Annotated in this window: 14 protein-coding genes; 10 read left to right on the top strand and 4 right to left on the bottom strand. The window is 57.6% G+C overall.

Annotation, left to right across the window (positions count from 1 at the left end):
* Positions 1-27: 27 nt before the first annotated feature.
* The gene (locus D777_RS08070) at positions 28-807 is read right to left on the bottom strand and encodes a crotonase/enoyl-CoA hydratase family protein (RefSeq protein ID WP_036130401.1); all 780 of its coding nucleotides are present in this window, start codon (positions 805-807) and stop codon (positions 28-30) included.
* Complete coding sequence (locus tag D777_RS08065; protein ID WP_036130397.1) at positions 807-2,609, bottom strand: acyl-CoA dehydrogenase; 1,803 nt, start codon at positions 2,607-2,609, stop codon at positions 807-809. Before D777_RS08065 ends, D777_RS08070 begins: the two co-directional genes overlap by 1 nt.
* 120 nt (positions 2,610-2,729) lie before the next feature.
* On the opposite strand from D777_RS08065, the gene D777_RS08060 reads away from it, so the two are divergent.
* Both D777_RS08060 and D777_RS18070 read left to right on the top strand, forming a co-directional pair.
* Positions 2,730-3,713, top strand: a complete 984-nt coding sequence (locus tag D777_RS08060) for a GlxA family transcriptional regulator (protein ID WP_036130394.1) — start codon at positions 2,730-2,732, stop codon at positions 3,711-3,713.
* A 119-nt stretch (positions 3,714-3,832) separates the two neighbouring features.
* Positions 3,833-3,997, top strand: coding sequence for a hypothetical protein (locus D777_RS18070; protein ID WP_201443352.1), 165 nt, complete (start codon positions 3,833-3,835; stop codon positions 3,995-3,997).
* A 43-nt stretch (positions 3,998-4,040) separates the two neighbouring features.
* Here D777_RS18070 and D777_RS08055 read toward each other — a convergent pair whose 3' ends face one another.
* A complete protein-coding gene (locus D777_RS08055) occupies positions 4,041-6,095 on the bottom strand; it encodes an NADPH-dependent 2,4-dienoyl-CoA reductase (RefSeq protein ID WP_036130391.1) in 2,055 nt (684 codons plus the stop codon).
* Between the two features lie 353 nt (positions 6,096-6,448).
* Here D777_RS08055 and D777_RS08050 point away from each other — a divergent pair, with 353 nt between their 5' ends.
* The 8 genes from D777_RS08050 (at position 6,449) to D777_RS08015 (ending at position 14,450) form a co-directional block, all read left to right on the top strand.
* Positions 6,449-9,250 (top strand): monovalent cation/H+ antiporter subunit A, encoded by a 2,802-nt coding sequence (locus D777_RS08050; RefSeq protein WP_036130388.1) that lies wholly within the window; start codon positions 6,449-6,451, stop codon positions 9,248-9,250.
* On the top strand, positions 9,250-9,621 hold the full coding sequence (locus D777_RS08045; protein ID WP_036130386.1) for a Na+/H+ antiporter subunit C: 372 nt from the start codon (positions 9,250-9,252) through the stop codon (positions 9,619-9,621). The genes D777_RS08050 and D777_RS08045 overlap by 1 nt, the downstream gene beginning before the upstream one ends.
* Positions 9,618-11,135, top strand: coding sequence for a monovalent cation/H+ antiporter subunit D (locus tag D777_RS08040; protein WP_036130383.1), 1,518 nt, complete (start codon positions 9,618-9,620; stop codon positions 11,133-11,135). The genes D777_RS08045 and D777_RS08040 overlap by 4 nt, the downstream gene beginning before the upstream one ends.
* Entirely contained in the window at positions 11,135-11,623 is a 489-nt protein-coding gene (locus D777_RS08035) for a Na+/H+ antiporter subunit E (RefSeq protein ID WP_036130381.1), read from the top strand. The genes D777_RS08040 and D777_RS08035 overlap by 1 nt, the downstream gene beginning before the upstream one ends.
* Positions 11,620-11,889 (top strand): K+/H+ antiporter subunit F, encoded by a 270-nt coding sequence (locus D777_RS08030; protein WP_036130378.1) that lies wholly within the window; start codon positions 11,620-11,622, stop codon positions 11,887-11,889. The genes D777_RS08035 and D777_RS08030 overlap by 4 nt, the downstream gene beginning before the upstream one ends.
* Before the next feature lie 39 nt (positions 11,890-11,928).
* Positions 11,929-12,261 carry a Na+/H+ antiporter subunit G gene (locus D777_RS08025; RefSeq protein WP_036130375.1) on the top strand — a complete coding sequence of 111 codons (333 nt, stop codon included), beginning with the start codon at positions 11,929-11,931 and terminating at the stop codon, positions 12,259-12,261.
* A 108-nt stretch (positions 12,262-12,369) separates the two neighbouring features.
* Positions 12,370-12,651 (top strand): pyrimidine/purine nucleoside phosphorylase, encoded by a 282-nt coding sequence (gene ppnP, locus D777_RS08020; RefSeq protein WP_036130373.1) that lies wholly within the window; start codon positions 12,370-12,372, stop codon positions 12,649-12,651.
* Between the two features lie 155 nt (positions 12,652-12,806).
* On the top strand, positions 12,807-14,450 hold the full coding sequence (locus D777_RS08015) for a fatty acid--CoA ligase (RefSeq protein WP_036130371.1): 1,644 nt from the start codon (positions 12,807-12,809) through the stop codon (positions 14,448-14,450).
* A 57-nt stretch (positions 14,451-14,507) separates the two neighbouring features.
* Here the strand turns inward: D777_RS08015 and D777_RS17645 are convergent, their stop codons facing one another.
* Positions 14,508-15,935, bottom strand: coding sequence for an alkaline phosphatase PhoX (locus D777_RS17645; RefSeq protein ID WP_051669013.1), 1,428 nt, complete (start codon positions 15,933-15,935; stop codon positions 14,508-14,510).
* Positions 15,936-15,946 lie beyond the last annotated feature (11 nt).

The raw sequence follows: 15,946 nt of genomic DNA, 5'->3' as shown, positions 1-15,946 counted from the left end.
TGTTTGGAGTGAACGCCTGCATCGGTTTCATTTACCTCTGAAAACAGCGTCCCGCCTTTCCAGGAAAGACTGAATTCCCTCTTTGACGTCCTCACTGGCCATTACAGGCTGCAACTCCGGAAACAGCTTCTGTTTTGCAGCCTCCTGCCCCTCACTCACAGAGATCTTTGAGGATTTAAGGCTTCCGCGAACGCCAAGGGGCGCCGCTTTTGAAATTTTCTCGGCAATAGTCATCGCAACATCAAATTGTGCCCCCGGCTCAACCAACTCCTGGACCAGGCCCCAATCGTAGGCCTGTTCTGCGGTCCACTCGTCTCCGGTGAGCAGGTAGCGCTGGGCGTTGCCCCAACCAATCTCTCGAGGCAACCGGATGGTGGCGCCACCGCAGGCAAAGATGCCGCGTTTTACTTCCAGCTGGGCGAAACGCGTGCCTTTGGCCGCGATCCGGATATCCGTGTTGAGCATCATCTCCACGCCGCAGGTGAAGCAGATGCCCTGGGCAGCGAACACCACAGGCTTACTCAGGCCGGGGCCGGTTATGTGGAACGGATCAAGTTCACCGTCTCCGGGTTCAATGCCTTTTCCGTTGGCGAACACGCCGGCCCAGTCGTCCAGTTGCAGGCCGCTGGTGAAGTGATCGCCCTCGGCATACATCAGTCCGACACGCAAGTCGTCGTCATGCTCCAGCTGGTAATAGGCAGCGGCGATTTCGTGGTACATGGCCCGGTTCATGGCGTTCATTTTGTCCGGACGATTGAGGCCAATGAGGAGTATGTGGCCCTTTTTTTCAACGTTAACCAGAGCCATCAGAACCACTCCGCTTTCATGTTCAGGCAGGTATCGTCCTGGTTCTTCAACAGCACCAGATCCTGAGCAACGGTCGGCAGTTCCCAGTGGAAGAAGTACTGGGCGGCTTGCAGCTTGCCCTGGTAGAAGTTGCGGTCATCGTCGTTGCTGGCGGCGGCCAGTGCTTTTTCCGCAACGTTGGCCTGGCGCAGCCACATCCAGGACACAATGATGTGCCCGAACAGATGGAGGTAGCAGGAGGCATTTGCCAGAACGTTGTCCGGATTCTCGCTCATCAGGGATTTACCCAGGCTCTGGGTAACCTTCACTGCCTGCTGAAGGGTTTCGCTCAGGGAAAGGGCCCACTGCTGGCAGCGGTCGCTGGTGGCCGCCTGCAGATCCACCTGCATTTCCTGCATCAGCAACTGCAAGCCGTGGCTCTGATCCTGCCAGATCTTGCGCCCCAGCAGATCCAGGGCCTGGATGCCATTGGTGCCCTCGTGAATCGGGTTGAGACGGTTATCCCGCCAGCACTGTTCCACCGGATACTCCCGGGTGTAACCCGCACCGCCATAAACCTGAATGGCCAGATCGTTGGCTTTGGGGCCGAATTCCGAGGGCCAGGCCTTGATGACCGGGGTCAACAGGTCAAGCAGCTTCCCGGCTTCCAGGCGTTTCTGTTCATCCGGATGGGTGTGCTGATCGTCCATCAGCCTTGCACCGTAGAGACACAGCGCCAGGCCTCCCTCGCTGTAGGCTTTCTGGGCAAGCAGCATACGGCGCACATCGGCGTGGTCGATGATCGGCACCTGCGGTGCTTCCGGGTTCTTTTCCGATGGCTTGCGGCCCTGCAAGCGGTCTTTTGCGTATTCAAGGCTGTGCATGTACCCGCGGTAGCCAATCACGGCGGCACCAAAACCCACGCCCACCCGGGCTTCGTTCATCATCTGGAACATGTACTTCAGCCCCTGATGCGGCTCACCTACCAGATAACCATGGCAGGGTGCGTCATCACCAAAACTCAGGGCGGTGGAAGTCGTGCCCCGGTAGCCCAGTTTGTGAATCAACCCAGCGAGGCTGACACCGTTGCGTTCGGTGGCGTTGCCTTCGTCATCAACCAGGAACTTGGGCACCACAAACAACGAAATCCCTTTCACCCCGGCTGGTGCGCCTTTGATCTTGGCAAGCACCATATGAACGATATTCTCGGTAAGGGATTGCTCGCCGCCCGAGATGTAGATCTTGGCTCCCTTGATGAGGTAATGGCCGTCGTCTGTCGGCGTTGCTGACGTTCGGATATCGGCCAGCGAGGACCCCGCGTGGGGCTCAGTCAGCGCCATGGTGCCGGTGAACCGGCCAGAGAGCATGTGGGGCAGGAAGGTCGCCTTCTGCTTTTCATTTCCAAATACCCGGATCAGGTTTGCCGCTGCGGTGGTAAGGAACGGATAGCCCGCCGTACCCGGGTTGGCCGCGGTGAAAAAACCATTACAGGCCGCCATGACCGATTCCGGCAATTGCATGCCGCCCAGATCGTAATCGTACCGGCCCGCGATAAACCCGGCCTCAGCATAGGCATCAAAGGCTTCCTTAACCTCAGGAAGCATCTCCACCTTGCCATCAACGAACTTTGGTTCGTCTTTGTCGGCTGCACTGTTGTGGGTTGCAAACTTTTCCCTGGCCATCTTGTCGGCGGTTTCGATGACCGCATCAAACGTGTCACGACTGTGTTCGCTGAAGCGTTCGCGCCCGGTCAGGCTCTCGGTATCAAGGACATCGTATAGCTGGAATGCCAGGTCGCGGCGGTCGATCAAGGTATCGGTCATTATTGGTCTCCTGTTGATGTTACAAAGAGTGTCACAGGAATCGGGATGAGAAAACCGGCATATATGACATAATCATGGTGAATATCGCCATCTACTCACCCAGCGGACCCAAGACGGTTTATGCATAACGTTTTTGTGATCGGATTCAACGGCGCTCTGGCCAGCGCCATTACCGGCATCGTCGATCTTTTCCGGTTAGCCGGTGTTACCTGGGCCCGCATCCAGAACGACACCCCTCACCCGTATTTCAAGACCCGGCTGCTGACCCAAGGGGCAACACCTTGCCGCTGCATCAACGGGCTAACCCTGCTCGCCGATGGCGCCTGGGACGAGCCCGGGCTGGCGTTCGGCCCCGACGATTTCATTATTGTCCCCACCATAGGCGGCCCGATACTGCCAGTGCTCGAACAGAACCGGGAGCTGGTGTCGTGGCTATCAGAGCGTGCCGGTGAAGGTTCGCAACTTGCCAGCAACTGCACAGGCGCCTTCATGCTTGCCGAGGCCGGGCTACTGGCCGGCCGGGAAGCGACCACTCACTGGGGGTTCAGCAACCAGTTCCAGCTTCGCTATCCGGCCGTACGCTGCCGCCCGGAGAAGCTGGTTACGGTAGATGGCCCCATCGCCTGTGCGGGGGGCGGTATGGCCTGGTGGGATCTGGGGATATATCTGGTTGAACGCCATGCTGGCCCGGAAGTGGCGAGGCAACTGGCCAAGGCGTTTGTCATCGACGCTGGCCGGACCAGCCAGGCACCCTACAGCGCCCTGCAAGCCAGGAGATACCATGGCGACAAAGCCATTCTGAAACTCCAGGATTGGCTGGATCAGCATTACACGATGAAAATCACCCTGACCGACATGTCAGACCAGGCCGGCCTGAGCGCTCGCTCGCTGATACGCCGATTCAAAATGGCGACCGGCGACTCCCCCACAACCTACCTGCAACTCCTCAGGGTAGAAGAAGCCCGGAGGCGGCTGGAGTCCTCCACCGCGTCCATCGAGACGATTACCCGGGACGTCGGCTACGAAGATGTCAGTTCCTTTTCACGACTCATACGCCGTCACACAGGTCTGTCCCCCAGTGACTACAGAGCCCGCTTTCGATAGTCAGATCGGATTACATGATGGCCGCTGGTATGGAATATGCTGGATTAACAGTAAAAGGCCAGTTTTGACCTCTTTGCGTAAATAATTTGGACACAGGTGTAAAAGTGGGGAGGTTCGCCATGAACGCACCGATCAGACAAAGCCAGGCCGACATATTAAGCCGCCTGTATGACATGAAGCAGAAACAGCTGGCTCAGGCTGCGCAGCAAGGCAACAGTTTTCGCTGCCAGGTGCTTGAAGCCGAAGCCCAGGCTATCTCAGAGGCCCTGAAAGCAATCCGGTAAGCAGGTGACGAAAAGCGTCACCCACGTACCATATTGGTCCACTTTACAGTGCAGCCGCCACTTCCGTCCCCTGGCGTATGGCGCGCTTTGCATCAAGCTCTTCGGCCACATCCGCGCCACCGATGAGGTGAGCCTTCACCCCATTGGCACTGATTCGATCGAACAGCTCACGAAACGATTCCTGACCGGCGCAAATAACGACATTATCCACGTCTAGCACCCGGGTATTGGAGACCTTTCCATTCTTGTCCAGTATTGAGATGTGAAGGCCAGCGTCATCAATTCGGTCATAGCGACAACCCCGAATCATCTCAACGTCCCGATGCTTAAGGCTGCTGCGATGCACCCACCCCGAGGTCTTGCCCAGTCCGGCACCCACCTTTCCGGACTTACGCTGCATCAAATAGATCTTTCTCGGAGACTCCATCGGCTGGCGTTCAGCCAACCCTCCAGCCCCCTCAAACCCAGCGTCCACACCCCATTCGGCTTGCCACTCGGCAACGCTGATCTGCTGCCCTTCCGGGTGCCGGGCGAAGTCGTGGGTCAGGAATTCACTAACATCGAAACCAATGCCGCCTGCACCAATGACCGCGACTCTCGAGCCCACGGGTTTGTTTTCCCGCAATACATCCAGGTAGCCAAGAACCTTTGGATGTTCAATTCCTTCGATCTCGGGTGTTCTCGGCTTCACACCCGTGGCGACGATGACGTCATCATAGGCTTCTGCCAGCAGATGATCAGCGTCGACACGAGTGCCCAACCGCAGTTCAATGTCGAGCAGGTCAATCTGGCGCTGAAAATACCGGAGAGTCTCGTAGAACTCTTCCTTGCCGGGAATCCGCTTGGCGTAATTAAACTGACCACCAATCCGTTCATCGGCCTCATAAAGCGTGACTCTGTGACCGCGACGTGCGGCGGTGGTTGCCGCAGCCAACCCAGCAGGCCCCGCTCCAACAACCGCAACTCGTTTGGCAACGGGAGCAACCGTCAACACCAGCTCGGTTTCATGACACGCACGGGGATTAACCAGACAGGACGCCCTTTTTGCTTTAAAGACATGGTCCAGGCAGGCCTGATTACAGGCGATGCAGGTATTGATTTCATCCGCGCGGTCCTGCTCGGCCTTGCGCACAAACTCGCTGTCCGCGAGAAGCGGGCGAGCCATTGACACCATATCGGCCTTGCCTGCCGCGAGGATTTCCTCGCCTTTTTCCGGTGTATTGATGCGGTTGGTCGTACAGACGGGGATATCAACTTCGCCGTAGAACTTGCCGGTGACATCCGCAAAACCGCCCCTCGGCACTGAGGTCACAATGGTGGGCACCCTGGCTTCGTGCCAGCCAATGCCAGTATTGATGATGGTGGCGCCGGCCTGCTCTATGGCCTTGCCAAGCATGACAACCTGATCCCACGTTTGGCCTCCGTCAACCAGATCCAGCATCGACAGGCGGTAGATTATGATGAAGTCGGGACCGACCGCTTCCCGGATGCGACGGACAATTTCGACCGGCAGGCGCATGCGGTTTTCGTAGGGACCACCCCACTTGTCCGTTCGCTTGTTGGTGCGTTCACACAGAAATTGATTAATGAAGTAACCTTCGGAGCCCATGACCTCGACACCATCGTATCCGGCAAGACGGGCAAGCTTTGCCGCACTGACGAAGTCGTCTATCTGTTTCTCGACCGCTCTGGTGGACAACGCCCTTGCCTTGAACGGGCTAATCGGCGCCTTGGTGGCCGATGCTGAGACGATGAGCGGCTGATACCCGTAGCGGCCAGCATGAAGCAACTGCAGACAGATCTTGCCGCCAGCCTCATGCACAGCACCGGTCACATGCCGATGCAGCATGGCGGTACCCCGGTTATTCATGGTCGAGGCCAGAGGTGAAAGCTGGCCAGAAAGATTCGGAGAGTAGCCACCCGTCACCATCAGCCCAACACCGCCTTCGGCTCGTTCAGCAAAATAACGGGCAAACTTGTGAATGTTCCAGAACCGGTCTTCCAGGCCGGTATGCATCGACCCCATCAGCACGCGGTTCTTCAGCTCGGTAAAGCCAAGATCGAGTGGTTTCAGCAGGTTCGGGTATGGGTTGCTCATGTTCTGGCCTCGCAAAGATTTATTGAGAGTATATCCTTGATCAATCACAAGTTGACTTGACCTTCAGGACGCTCCACGTATCATCTGCTGTCAAGTCTGACTAACGGAGCAACCATGACCGCAAGGTCCTTCGGCTGCATGCAATATCATCGTTTTCCCATCACTGCCGACATCGCACGGCATCGGGGGCGTCTTCCCTATTTCCCGGACCCACCCGCCCACCACCTCTGAAGACTCTCTTCACGCTGGTCATAACGCCCTCTGAGTGTGTGCACGAGCGCTGACCGGCGACTAAACTCAGGCAAACGCCTGTTTCTACACACGTAAAAGAAGAACCAAATAAAGAGGTTGCGATGTCGCTACCGCTGGTTGTGTTACTGCCATTCCTGGGTGCTATCGCCGCGCCCCTGTTTGCGCAGGGTGGCCGCACGGCAATTGCCATTGCGTCTTCTGTGCCCGCCCTGATTGCCCTGGCCGCACTGTTCCCCCATTGGCAAACCCTGGCCGATGGAGGCGTAGTTCTGCACAGCTTTGAATGGCTGCCGGCGCTGGGAATTTCTCTCAGTTTCCGTCTCGACGGCCTTTCTCTGTTGTTCGCCCTGCTGATTCTGATCATCGGTTTGCTGATCATTCTCTATGCACGCTATTACCTCAAGGCGAAAGAAAACGTCGGTAAGTTTTACGCTCTGCTTTTGTGCTTCAAAGGTTCCATGCTGGGCATCGTTCTCTCCAGCAACCTGCTGCTGATGATGATTTTCTGGGAACTGACAAGCCTGACCTCGTTCCTGCTCATCAGCTTCTGGACCCACAAGCAGGACGCTCGCCGCGGCGCCCGTATGGCCCTTGCCGTGACCGGCGGCGGTGGCCTGGCCTTGCTGGCCGGCATATTGCTGATCGGCAACATCGTCGGCAGCTTTGAGCTGGATGACGTGCTGGCCGCCGGCGACCTCATCAAGGCCCATTCACTCTATCCTGTGGCACTGACCCTGGTCTTGCTGGGCGCCTTCACCAAATCGGCGCAGTTCCCTTTCCATTTCTGGCTGCCACACGCCATGCAGGCCCCGACGCCGGTTTCCGCCTACCTGCACTCGGCGACCATGGTCAAAGCCGGGGTGTTCTTGATGGCCCGACTGTACCCGGCCCTGGCAGGGACTGAACAGTGGTTCTACATGGTCAGCTTTACCGGAATGGCGACACTGCTTCTGGGCGCCTACACCGCCATGTTCAAACATGACCTGAAAGGACTGCTCGCGCACTCCACCGTCAGCCACCTTGGCCTGATCACCCTGCTGTTCGGCATGGGGACCAAGCTTGCGGCGGTTGCGGCGGTGTTCCATGTAATCAACCACGCCACCTTCAAGGCATCGCTCTTCATGGCAGCCGGCATCATTGACCATGAGACCGGCACCCGGGACATGCGCCGCATCAACGGTCTCTGGCGCTACATGCCACATACTGCCACGCTGGCCATGGTTGCTGCGTCTTCCATGGCGGGGGTTCCGCTGCTCAACGGGTTCCTGAGCAAAGAGATGTTCTTTGCCGAATCCCTGGAACTGAACCTGCCGGGCCTGCTGGCCTGGTTGCCACCGGTGATCGCCACTCTGGCCGGTATCTTCGCGGTGGCCTATTCGGCGCGCTTTATCCACGACGTCTTCTTCAATGGCAAGCCGGTAGACCTCCCGATCTACCCGCCCCATGAGCCGCCCCGGTACATGAAAATCCCGGTGGAAATACTGGCTTTCGCCTGCATCATGGTGGGGATATTCCCGGCAGTCTCCGTCGGACCACTGCTCTATGCCGCTGCATCCGCAACCCTGGGAGGCGACGTGCCGGAGTACCACCTGACCATTGCCCACGGATTCAATCTGCCCTTGCTGATGAGTTTCGTGGCGTTTTTTGGTGGCCTGCTAATGTACAGCCAGCGCCAGCGGTTCTTCGATTTCCACGCCCGGTTCAAGGAAATAGATGAGAAAGCGGTCTTCGAAGCCGTGGTCTCACGAGTGGTCGCCAAAGCACAGGCGCTCACCGCCTGGATTGAGAACGGCTCACTGCAGCGCTATGCCCTTTGGCTGGTCATCAGCGTTGTTGCCGTCTCCTTCGTGCCTCTGGCAAACCTCGGCATCTTCGTCGGTGAGAACGGGCTGAGCCCGGTAGACTGGCCGACAGGGCTTGCCGCTGCGGTTCTTGGTATCTGCGCGTTGGCGACCGCTGCATTTCACCGTGATCGATTCTACGCCCTGATTCTGCTCAGCGTCGTCGGGCTGGTGGTCGCTCTGGCGTTCGCCCGCTTTTCCGCACCGGACCTCGCTATGACCCAACTGTCCGTCGAGGTCGTAACCATTGTCCTGCTGATGCTTGCGCTTTACTACATGCCGTCCTGGACACCGATTGAAACCACCACACCTCGCAGAGTCCGGGACGTGGTCATTGCCCTGATCGCCGGCGGAGGCATGACGCTGGTTACCCTCGCCATGCTGACGCAACCTTTCACGTCGATCTCCGACTTCTTCCTGGCAAACAGTAAACCCGGCGGCGGTGGCACCAACGTGGTGAATGTCATCCTGGTGGATTTCCGTGGCTTTGATACGCTTGGCGAAATCACCGTACTGGCAATCGCCGCACTGGGCATCTACGCCATGCTGAAAAACACGGCACTGACGCCGCCCCCCGGAGATGGTCAGGGTCACGCCTGGAGCCGGGACGGCCACCCGCTCATGCTGAAGCTAATCGCCCGGCCGATGTTGCCCCTGGCCCTTATGGTCTCCGTTTACATCTTCCTGCGCGGCCACAACCTGCCCGGAGGCGGCTTTATTGCGGGCCTGATAACCTCCGTCGCCCTGATCCTCCAATACATCGCCAGCGGCATGATCTGGACCCAGGACCGCGTGCGCTTCAAGTATCACAATGTGATTGGACTGGGCCTGTTGTTCGCGGTTATCGCTGGTGCCGGTAGCCTGGCCTTCAACTATCCGTTCCTCACCTCCACCTTTGGCTATATCACATGGCCCGTCGTCGGCAAGTTCGAGGTGGCTTCGGCCATGATCTTTGACCTCGGAGTGTACCTGACCGTCATTGGTGCAACGCTACTTGCGCTGGTGAGCATTGGCCGGCTATCGCCACACTCAGCCATCAAGAGCAAGAAGGAGGGGGCGTAATGGAGCTTCTGTTTGCATTGACCATTGGCGTACTGACATCGTCCGGCGTCTACCTCCTGCTGCGCGCCCGGACCTTTCCGGTTGTGGTGGGTCTGACACTACTGTCCTATGCCGTGAACCTCTTCCTGTTCTCCACAGGACGCCTGGCAACAGGCGGCCAACCCATCATCGGCAGTACCGCCAGCTACTCCGACCCGCTGCCACAGGCACTGGTCCTGACGGCCATTGTGATCGGTTTTGCCATGACCGCGTTTGTGGTCGTTCTATCCCTGCGCAACCTGGCAGACAACGATGACGACCATGTCGATGGGCACCAGGGGGAAGACAACGAAACCCAGCTAACCCGGGAAAAGGAGGTTACCGGTAAATGAACCATTGGCTTACCGCTCCTATCCTGATCCCGCTGCTCGGAGGCATATTGCAGGTATTCATGGGCTACGCTCCGATCAGCCTGCGACGTACCATCGCCATCGCTACCACCGTGCTGTTGCTGGTTTCAACCATCGTACTGCTGGTGCTTGCCAGCGATGACGGCTATCGCCTTTATGCCTTCGGCAACTGGCAGCCACCCTTTGGTATTGTGCTGGTTCTGGACCGCCTCGCCGCTCTGATGCTGATTCTGACGGCGATTCTGGCCCTGTTCTGCCACCTGTTCGCCATCGGCGGCGCTGATGAAGGCAACCGGCAGTTCCATGCGCTGTTCCTGTTCCAACTGATGGGATTGAACATCGCCTTCCTGACCGGGGATCTGTTTAACCTGTTCGTTGCCTTCGAGGTGTTGCTGATTGCCTCTTATGGCCTGCTCATGCATGGCGGAGGAACAGCCCGCACGGTTCCGGGGCTGCACTATGTGGTTCTGAACCTGATCGGCTCCGCCGTGTTCCTGATCAGCGTCGGTATGATCTACAGCGTCACAGGCACCCTGAACATGGCGGACCTGGCCGTCAAGATCCCCCGGATACAAGGCGAAAGCCTGAACCTGGTGAAAGCCGGCGGCATGATGCTTCTGGTGGTGTTCGCCCTGAAAGCGGCCCTGATTCCCCTGTGTTTCTGGCTGCCAAAGGCCTATGCCAAGGCCACTGCGCCGGTCGCAGCGCTGTTTGCCGTTATGACGAAGGTCGGCATCTACGCCATTCTCCGGGTTTACCTGCTGGTCTTCGGCGACGATGCCGGCGAGCTGGCAAATCTGGGTATGGACTGGCTGTTCCCACTAGCCCTGATTACCCTCACTATGGGCGTGATCGGAGCCCTGGGTGCAGACAACCTGAAAACACTGGTGGCGTGGCAGGTGATCATTTCCGTCGGCACATTACTTGCGCCCATCGCGCTGGGTTCAGAAGCCGGCATATCGGCAGCATTGTTTTACCTGCTCAGTACCACATGGACGGTCGCCGGCCTGTTTCTGGTGGCAGAACTGGTGGCCAACCAGCGTGGTACAGCGGGTGACAGGATCATCACCGCGCCCAAAATGCGTAACCGGACGTTCCTGAGTGTGCTCTTCCTCATCGGAGCCGTGGCAGCGGCGGGCTTACCACCGCTGAGTGGTTTCTTTGCCAAGCTGCTTATCCTGAAGTCTACTACCCCGGGTCCGGAAATGGCCTGGCTCTGGTCCGTCATCCTCATTGGCAGCTTTTTCACCGTGATTGCCTATAGCCGGGCCGGTAGCATTGTGTTCTGGCGGACCGTGGAAGGCCACATCGAAAAACCAGAGCCGCTGGGAGGCAATGTTTCCGTCGCCGCCGGCGCCCTGGTGGCCCTGAGCGTGATTATCGTCGCCCTGGCGGGTCCGATCAGCGACTATACAGATGCAACCGCGGCACAACTCTTCAATCCCGACGGCTACCTCCAGATTCTGGAAGCCCCGGTCGTGTCGGAGGATAAATAATGCTGGATCGCCTCAGTTTTCCCCAGCCATGGCTTAGTCTGATCCTGTTCCTCACCTGGCAGCTCCTGAGTGAGGGTGTCTCTGGCGGGAGCGTGGTAATGGGTATCGTCCTGGCCTGGGCCATTCCCCAGATAACCCATGGTTTCTGGCCTGAGCGCCCGGCCTTCATCAGCCCGTGGCGCATGCCTGCGTATCTGCTCCGGGTGATCAAAGACATCATCGTCGCCAGCTTTCAGGTGGCGAAGCTGATTCTCAGCCCCCGCCAACCAAGGCCGGTATTTGTATGCTACCCACTGGAGCTGGAGCACCCCCTTGCCATCAGCATTCTGGCAAGCACCATTTCGTTGACGCCGGGGACCGTGAGCGCCGACATCAGTGACGACAACAAGCTCCTGCTGGTTCATGCACTGGATGCAGCCAGCGACGAGGAAGTCATCGACGCCATCCGCACTCGTTACGAGAAACCGCTGCTGGAGATGTTCCAATGATCGACACTGTTCTCTACCTCACCATCGGCATGGTGACACTCGCGGCCCTGCTTAACGTCTATCGCCTGATTAAAGGTCCGGACGCACCGGATCGCGTGCTGGCACTGGATACCCTGTACATTAATGCCATTGCCCTGATCATTCTTCTCGGCATTACGCTGGGAACCCGCATGTACCTGGAGTCGGCCCTGTTGATTGCCGTGATGGGGTTTGTTGGCACTGTCGCGTTGGCGAAATACCTGAAACGGGGGAGCGTCATTGAATAACCTCAGCCCACTTACAAAGCCATCTGGAGGAACTCGCCCATGAGCCAGCTCGCTGAATACACCATCTGCTTTCTGCTCCTGCTTGGCGGTGCCTTTACCTTGGTTGGCGCCATTGGCCTGGCGCGGCTGCCTGATTTTTTTACCCGACTGCACGGCCCTACCAAAGCCACTACCCTTGGCGTGGGCGCCATCATGCTGAGTTCAGTGATCTATTTCAGCAGTCAGGGCGAATCCATCGGCATATCGGAAATACTGATCACGGTATTCCTGTTCATGACCGCGCCGGTAAGCGCCAACATCCTGGCCAAGGCCGCCATGCACATTGGCGTCAAAACCGCCGAGAATACCGAGGGTCAACCCTGGGAGCAGTGAGTCAGCCAGTGAAATCAACGGCTTCCACACTGTCGTGAAATTTGTCATTGGACTTGAAGAAAATTGCCGTATAGTAGGCGCCCCAAACCTCTACAGGAGCGTGAACGCATGCTGAAAGTCAACGAATACTTCGACGGCAACGCCAAGTCCATCGCATTCCAGACTGCGACTCTGCCGGCAACCGTCGGTGTGATCAGCCCGGGTGAGTACGAGTTCGGCACAACCCAGAAAGAGACCATGACGGTGATCAGCGGCGCACTGACCGTTCTGCTCCCCGGCATGGATGAGTGGATGACCTATGGCTCAGGCGAGAGTTTTGACATCGCGGCCCAAGCCAGCTTCAAGGCAAAAACCGATATCGACACCGCCTACCTGTGCACCTACGAATAACACCATGATTCGCAGAGCGGTCCAAGGCTTTCAATATAAGCCCGGATTCGCTCTGTATTTTTTCGCTATTCGAGGTTCCCGTTTCAACAAATCTGTGTCAGATTTACCTCTGTATCTCGCAATAACATCAACAACCGAGACAGAGGAAAACCGTGATGGCACAAACCCGCATTCTCCCCCCGGCTGACAATGCCTATCAGTACCCGCTTCTGATCAAGCAACTGCTGCTTTCCGGGCCTCGCTACAATCCGGACCAGGAGATCGTGTACGCCAATCGCAGCAAGTACACCTACTCAGATCTGGTTGAGCGTATCCATCGTCTGGCCAATGCCCTGACCGATGCGGGCGTACAACCGGGCGACACCGTCGCAGTCATGGACTGGGATACACCTCGTTACCTTGAATGCTTTTTTGCGATACCCATGATCGGTGCCATCCTGCACACCGTGAATGTTCGACTCTCCCCAGAGCAGATCGTTTACACCATGAACCACGCTGAAGACGACGTAGTACTGGTGCACGATGACTTCCTGCCAATTCTGGAAAGCGTTCGCGACGAGATCAAAACCGTTAAAACCTACATTCAACTGACTGACGACGCTTCAGCAAAGGACACCAGCCTGGATAGCACAGGCGAGTACGAGGCGCTGCTGGGTAAGGCTGCCACTTCCTTCGACTTCCCGGACTTTGACGAAAACAGCGTCGCCACCACGTTCTACACCACCGGTACCACTGGAAATCCGAAGGGCGTCTACTTCAGCCATCGCCAACTGGTCCTGCATACACTGGGTATGACTGGTTCGCTGTCAGCCAACGATGAGATGCCCCTGCTGCGCTCGTCATCGGTTTACATGCCGGTTACCCCCATGTTTCACGTTCATGCCTGGGGCGTCCCCTATGCAGCGACGCTCATGGGCATCAAACAGGTGTACCCGGGTCGCTATGAGCCCGAGCTACTGGTCGACTTGCTGAAGACTCATAACGTGACCTTCTCCCACTGCGTACCAACCATCATGCAAATGATGATGGCCACAGAGTCCATTAAAACCGCAGACCTCAGCAACTGGCACGTTCTGATCGGTGGCAGCGCACTGACCAAGGGCCTGTGTGATGCGGGCGCCAAGCTGGGCATCAGGATGTACACCGGATACGGCATGTCGGAGACCTGTCCGCTACTGAGCACCACGCACTTGAAACCGGAAGACCTTGAGCTGCCTCTGGAACAGCAGACTAGCCTGAGAGTAAAAACCGGAATCGCGGTACCTATGGTGGAAATTGAAATTGTCGATCCGTCCGGCAACCCGGTTCCCCACGATGGCGAAGCCAAAGGTGAAGTCGTTGCACGCGCGCCCTGGCTAACACAGAGCTACTTCAAGGAGAAAGCCAAAGGCGAGGAACTCTGGGAAGGGGGCTGGCTGCACACAGGGGATGTTGCCAGCATGGAGCCGGACAACACCCTGACCATCAAGGACCGCATCAAGGATGTCATCAAGACGGGTGGCGAGTGGCTGTCGTCACTGGACCTGGAAAACCTGATCAGCCAGCATCCGGCCGTTGCTGGTGCGGCCGTGGTCGGGGTACCGGACGAGAAGTGGGGAGAGCGGCCGTTCGCTCTGGTCACCCTCAAGCCGGGTGAAGATGCCAGCCTGGAGGACATCCAGAAGCACCTCCAGCAGTTTGTTGATAAAGGTGACATCAACAAATGGGCGATTCCGGAGCAGATGAACTTTGTCGACGACATTCCAAAAACCAGCGTCGGCAAGATCAACAAGAAGCTGATTCGCGACCAGCTGAAATAATACCGCTACGGCTAACGGGCCATAAACCCTCTGGCCCGTTAGCCAACGCCAGACCGCTTACAGATCGTCAGGCAGTATGAGCTCGTAAACCATTCCCAGCCCGTTGGTAAAACCACCAAACCCGTTTCGACCACCGCGATCGGACGTGAAGTACATCCTCTGCCCATCGGGAGAGAACGCAATGCCCGCCACTTCCGAAGCATCCTGTCCTTCAATTTGCAACAGCGGCTTCAACGTCCCATCCGGTAGTATCACCACCACCTGCATATCACCACCGTCCTCGGCGACGAGAATATCCCCCTGATCGGTCACGAACAGATTATCAACACCGGAGAGAATATCGTTTGGGGCCTCAGCCGTTGCCAGGTCGTAGACGACCTCGATAGTCTGGGCCGCAGTATCAACAGCCCAGATTCTGTTGTCGCCCTTGGTCGCGAAGTAAACAATGCCTTTGAAGAACCAGACGCCCTCTCCACCATCAAACGCGGTGGATTGCTGCAACCGGTTTTGATCCTGGGGCTCATGTGGGTTCAATGCGTCCATCCATTCAATCGGCTGCGGAGCGTCAAGCGCCGCGTCGACGCCCTCACCGCCTACACAGAGCACCTGGAGTCGCCCAGCCTGCAGAGCGGCGCGATCACTTCCCTCCGGCCAGTCGGCGGGGTCTGGCACCCATCGATAGAAACGGCCATCCGGCATGTCTTCAGTCAGGTACAGAAGTCGCTCACCAGGATCGATTGCAATGGCCTCGTGGGAAAAGAACCCCAGCGTTGGCCTCGGAACCCCATCTCCCGCCTGGTAGGGATCACACTCCCAAACCTGCCCGTTTGGGAATTCTTCACAGGACAGCCAGGTTTTCCAGGGGGTGACGCACCCTGCGCAGTTGAAGGTCGTTCCGCTGAGAATGGTGTAGGAATCCACAATCGTACCGTCAGGATCAAATACAAGCGTGCCCACCTGTGCCAGTCCCGGGGTAAACTCCTCAATGACGTTGGTCAGGCCACTCAGCTGTGGAAACGTAAATCCGATACTACCCGCGCCTGGCACCTCACTGTTACTGATGTAGATCCAGCCCCCATTATCCCGGGGCACAACGCCCGCTCCGTCGGGAAAAATATGCCAGGGACGATTGCCGATTCCACCCGTCTGAGGGCCGCTGACTGCCATGCCATCTGGCTGTGGTAGCTCGCTATTGATCGCTACAACCCTTGTGGCAAAGCCCTCGGGCGTCCGGACACCGTGTATATCCGCGTCCCGCAATGGACCAATGTCCTGAAATCGACCGACGAGCTTTTCAACGTCGTCTGGCGAAGGGGTGACGTCAGCGCCCCCACCAACAGCTGGAAGAGATTCTCCTCCGCCCTCTGAACCTCCACACCCGCTTAACCACGAAGCGGAGCCGACAGCGCCGGCGGTGAAGAACAGGGTCCGAAGAACGTCCCGACGCTTCCAGCGGTTACCCTGGGGGAAAAAAGGATGAGACATGAATACAACTC

This window comes from Marinobacter nitratireducens (assembly GCF_000708045.1).
GTDB lineage: Bacteria > Pseudomonadota > Gammaproteobacteria > Pseudomonadales > Oleiphilaceae > Marinobacter > Marinobacter nitratireducens.
This window is presented reverse-complemented; position numbering and strand designations above follow the sequence as displayed.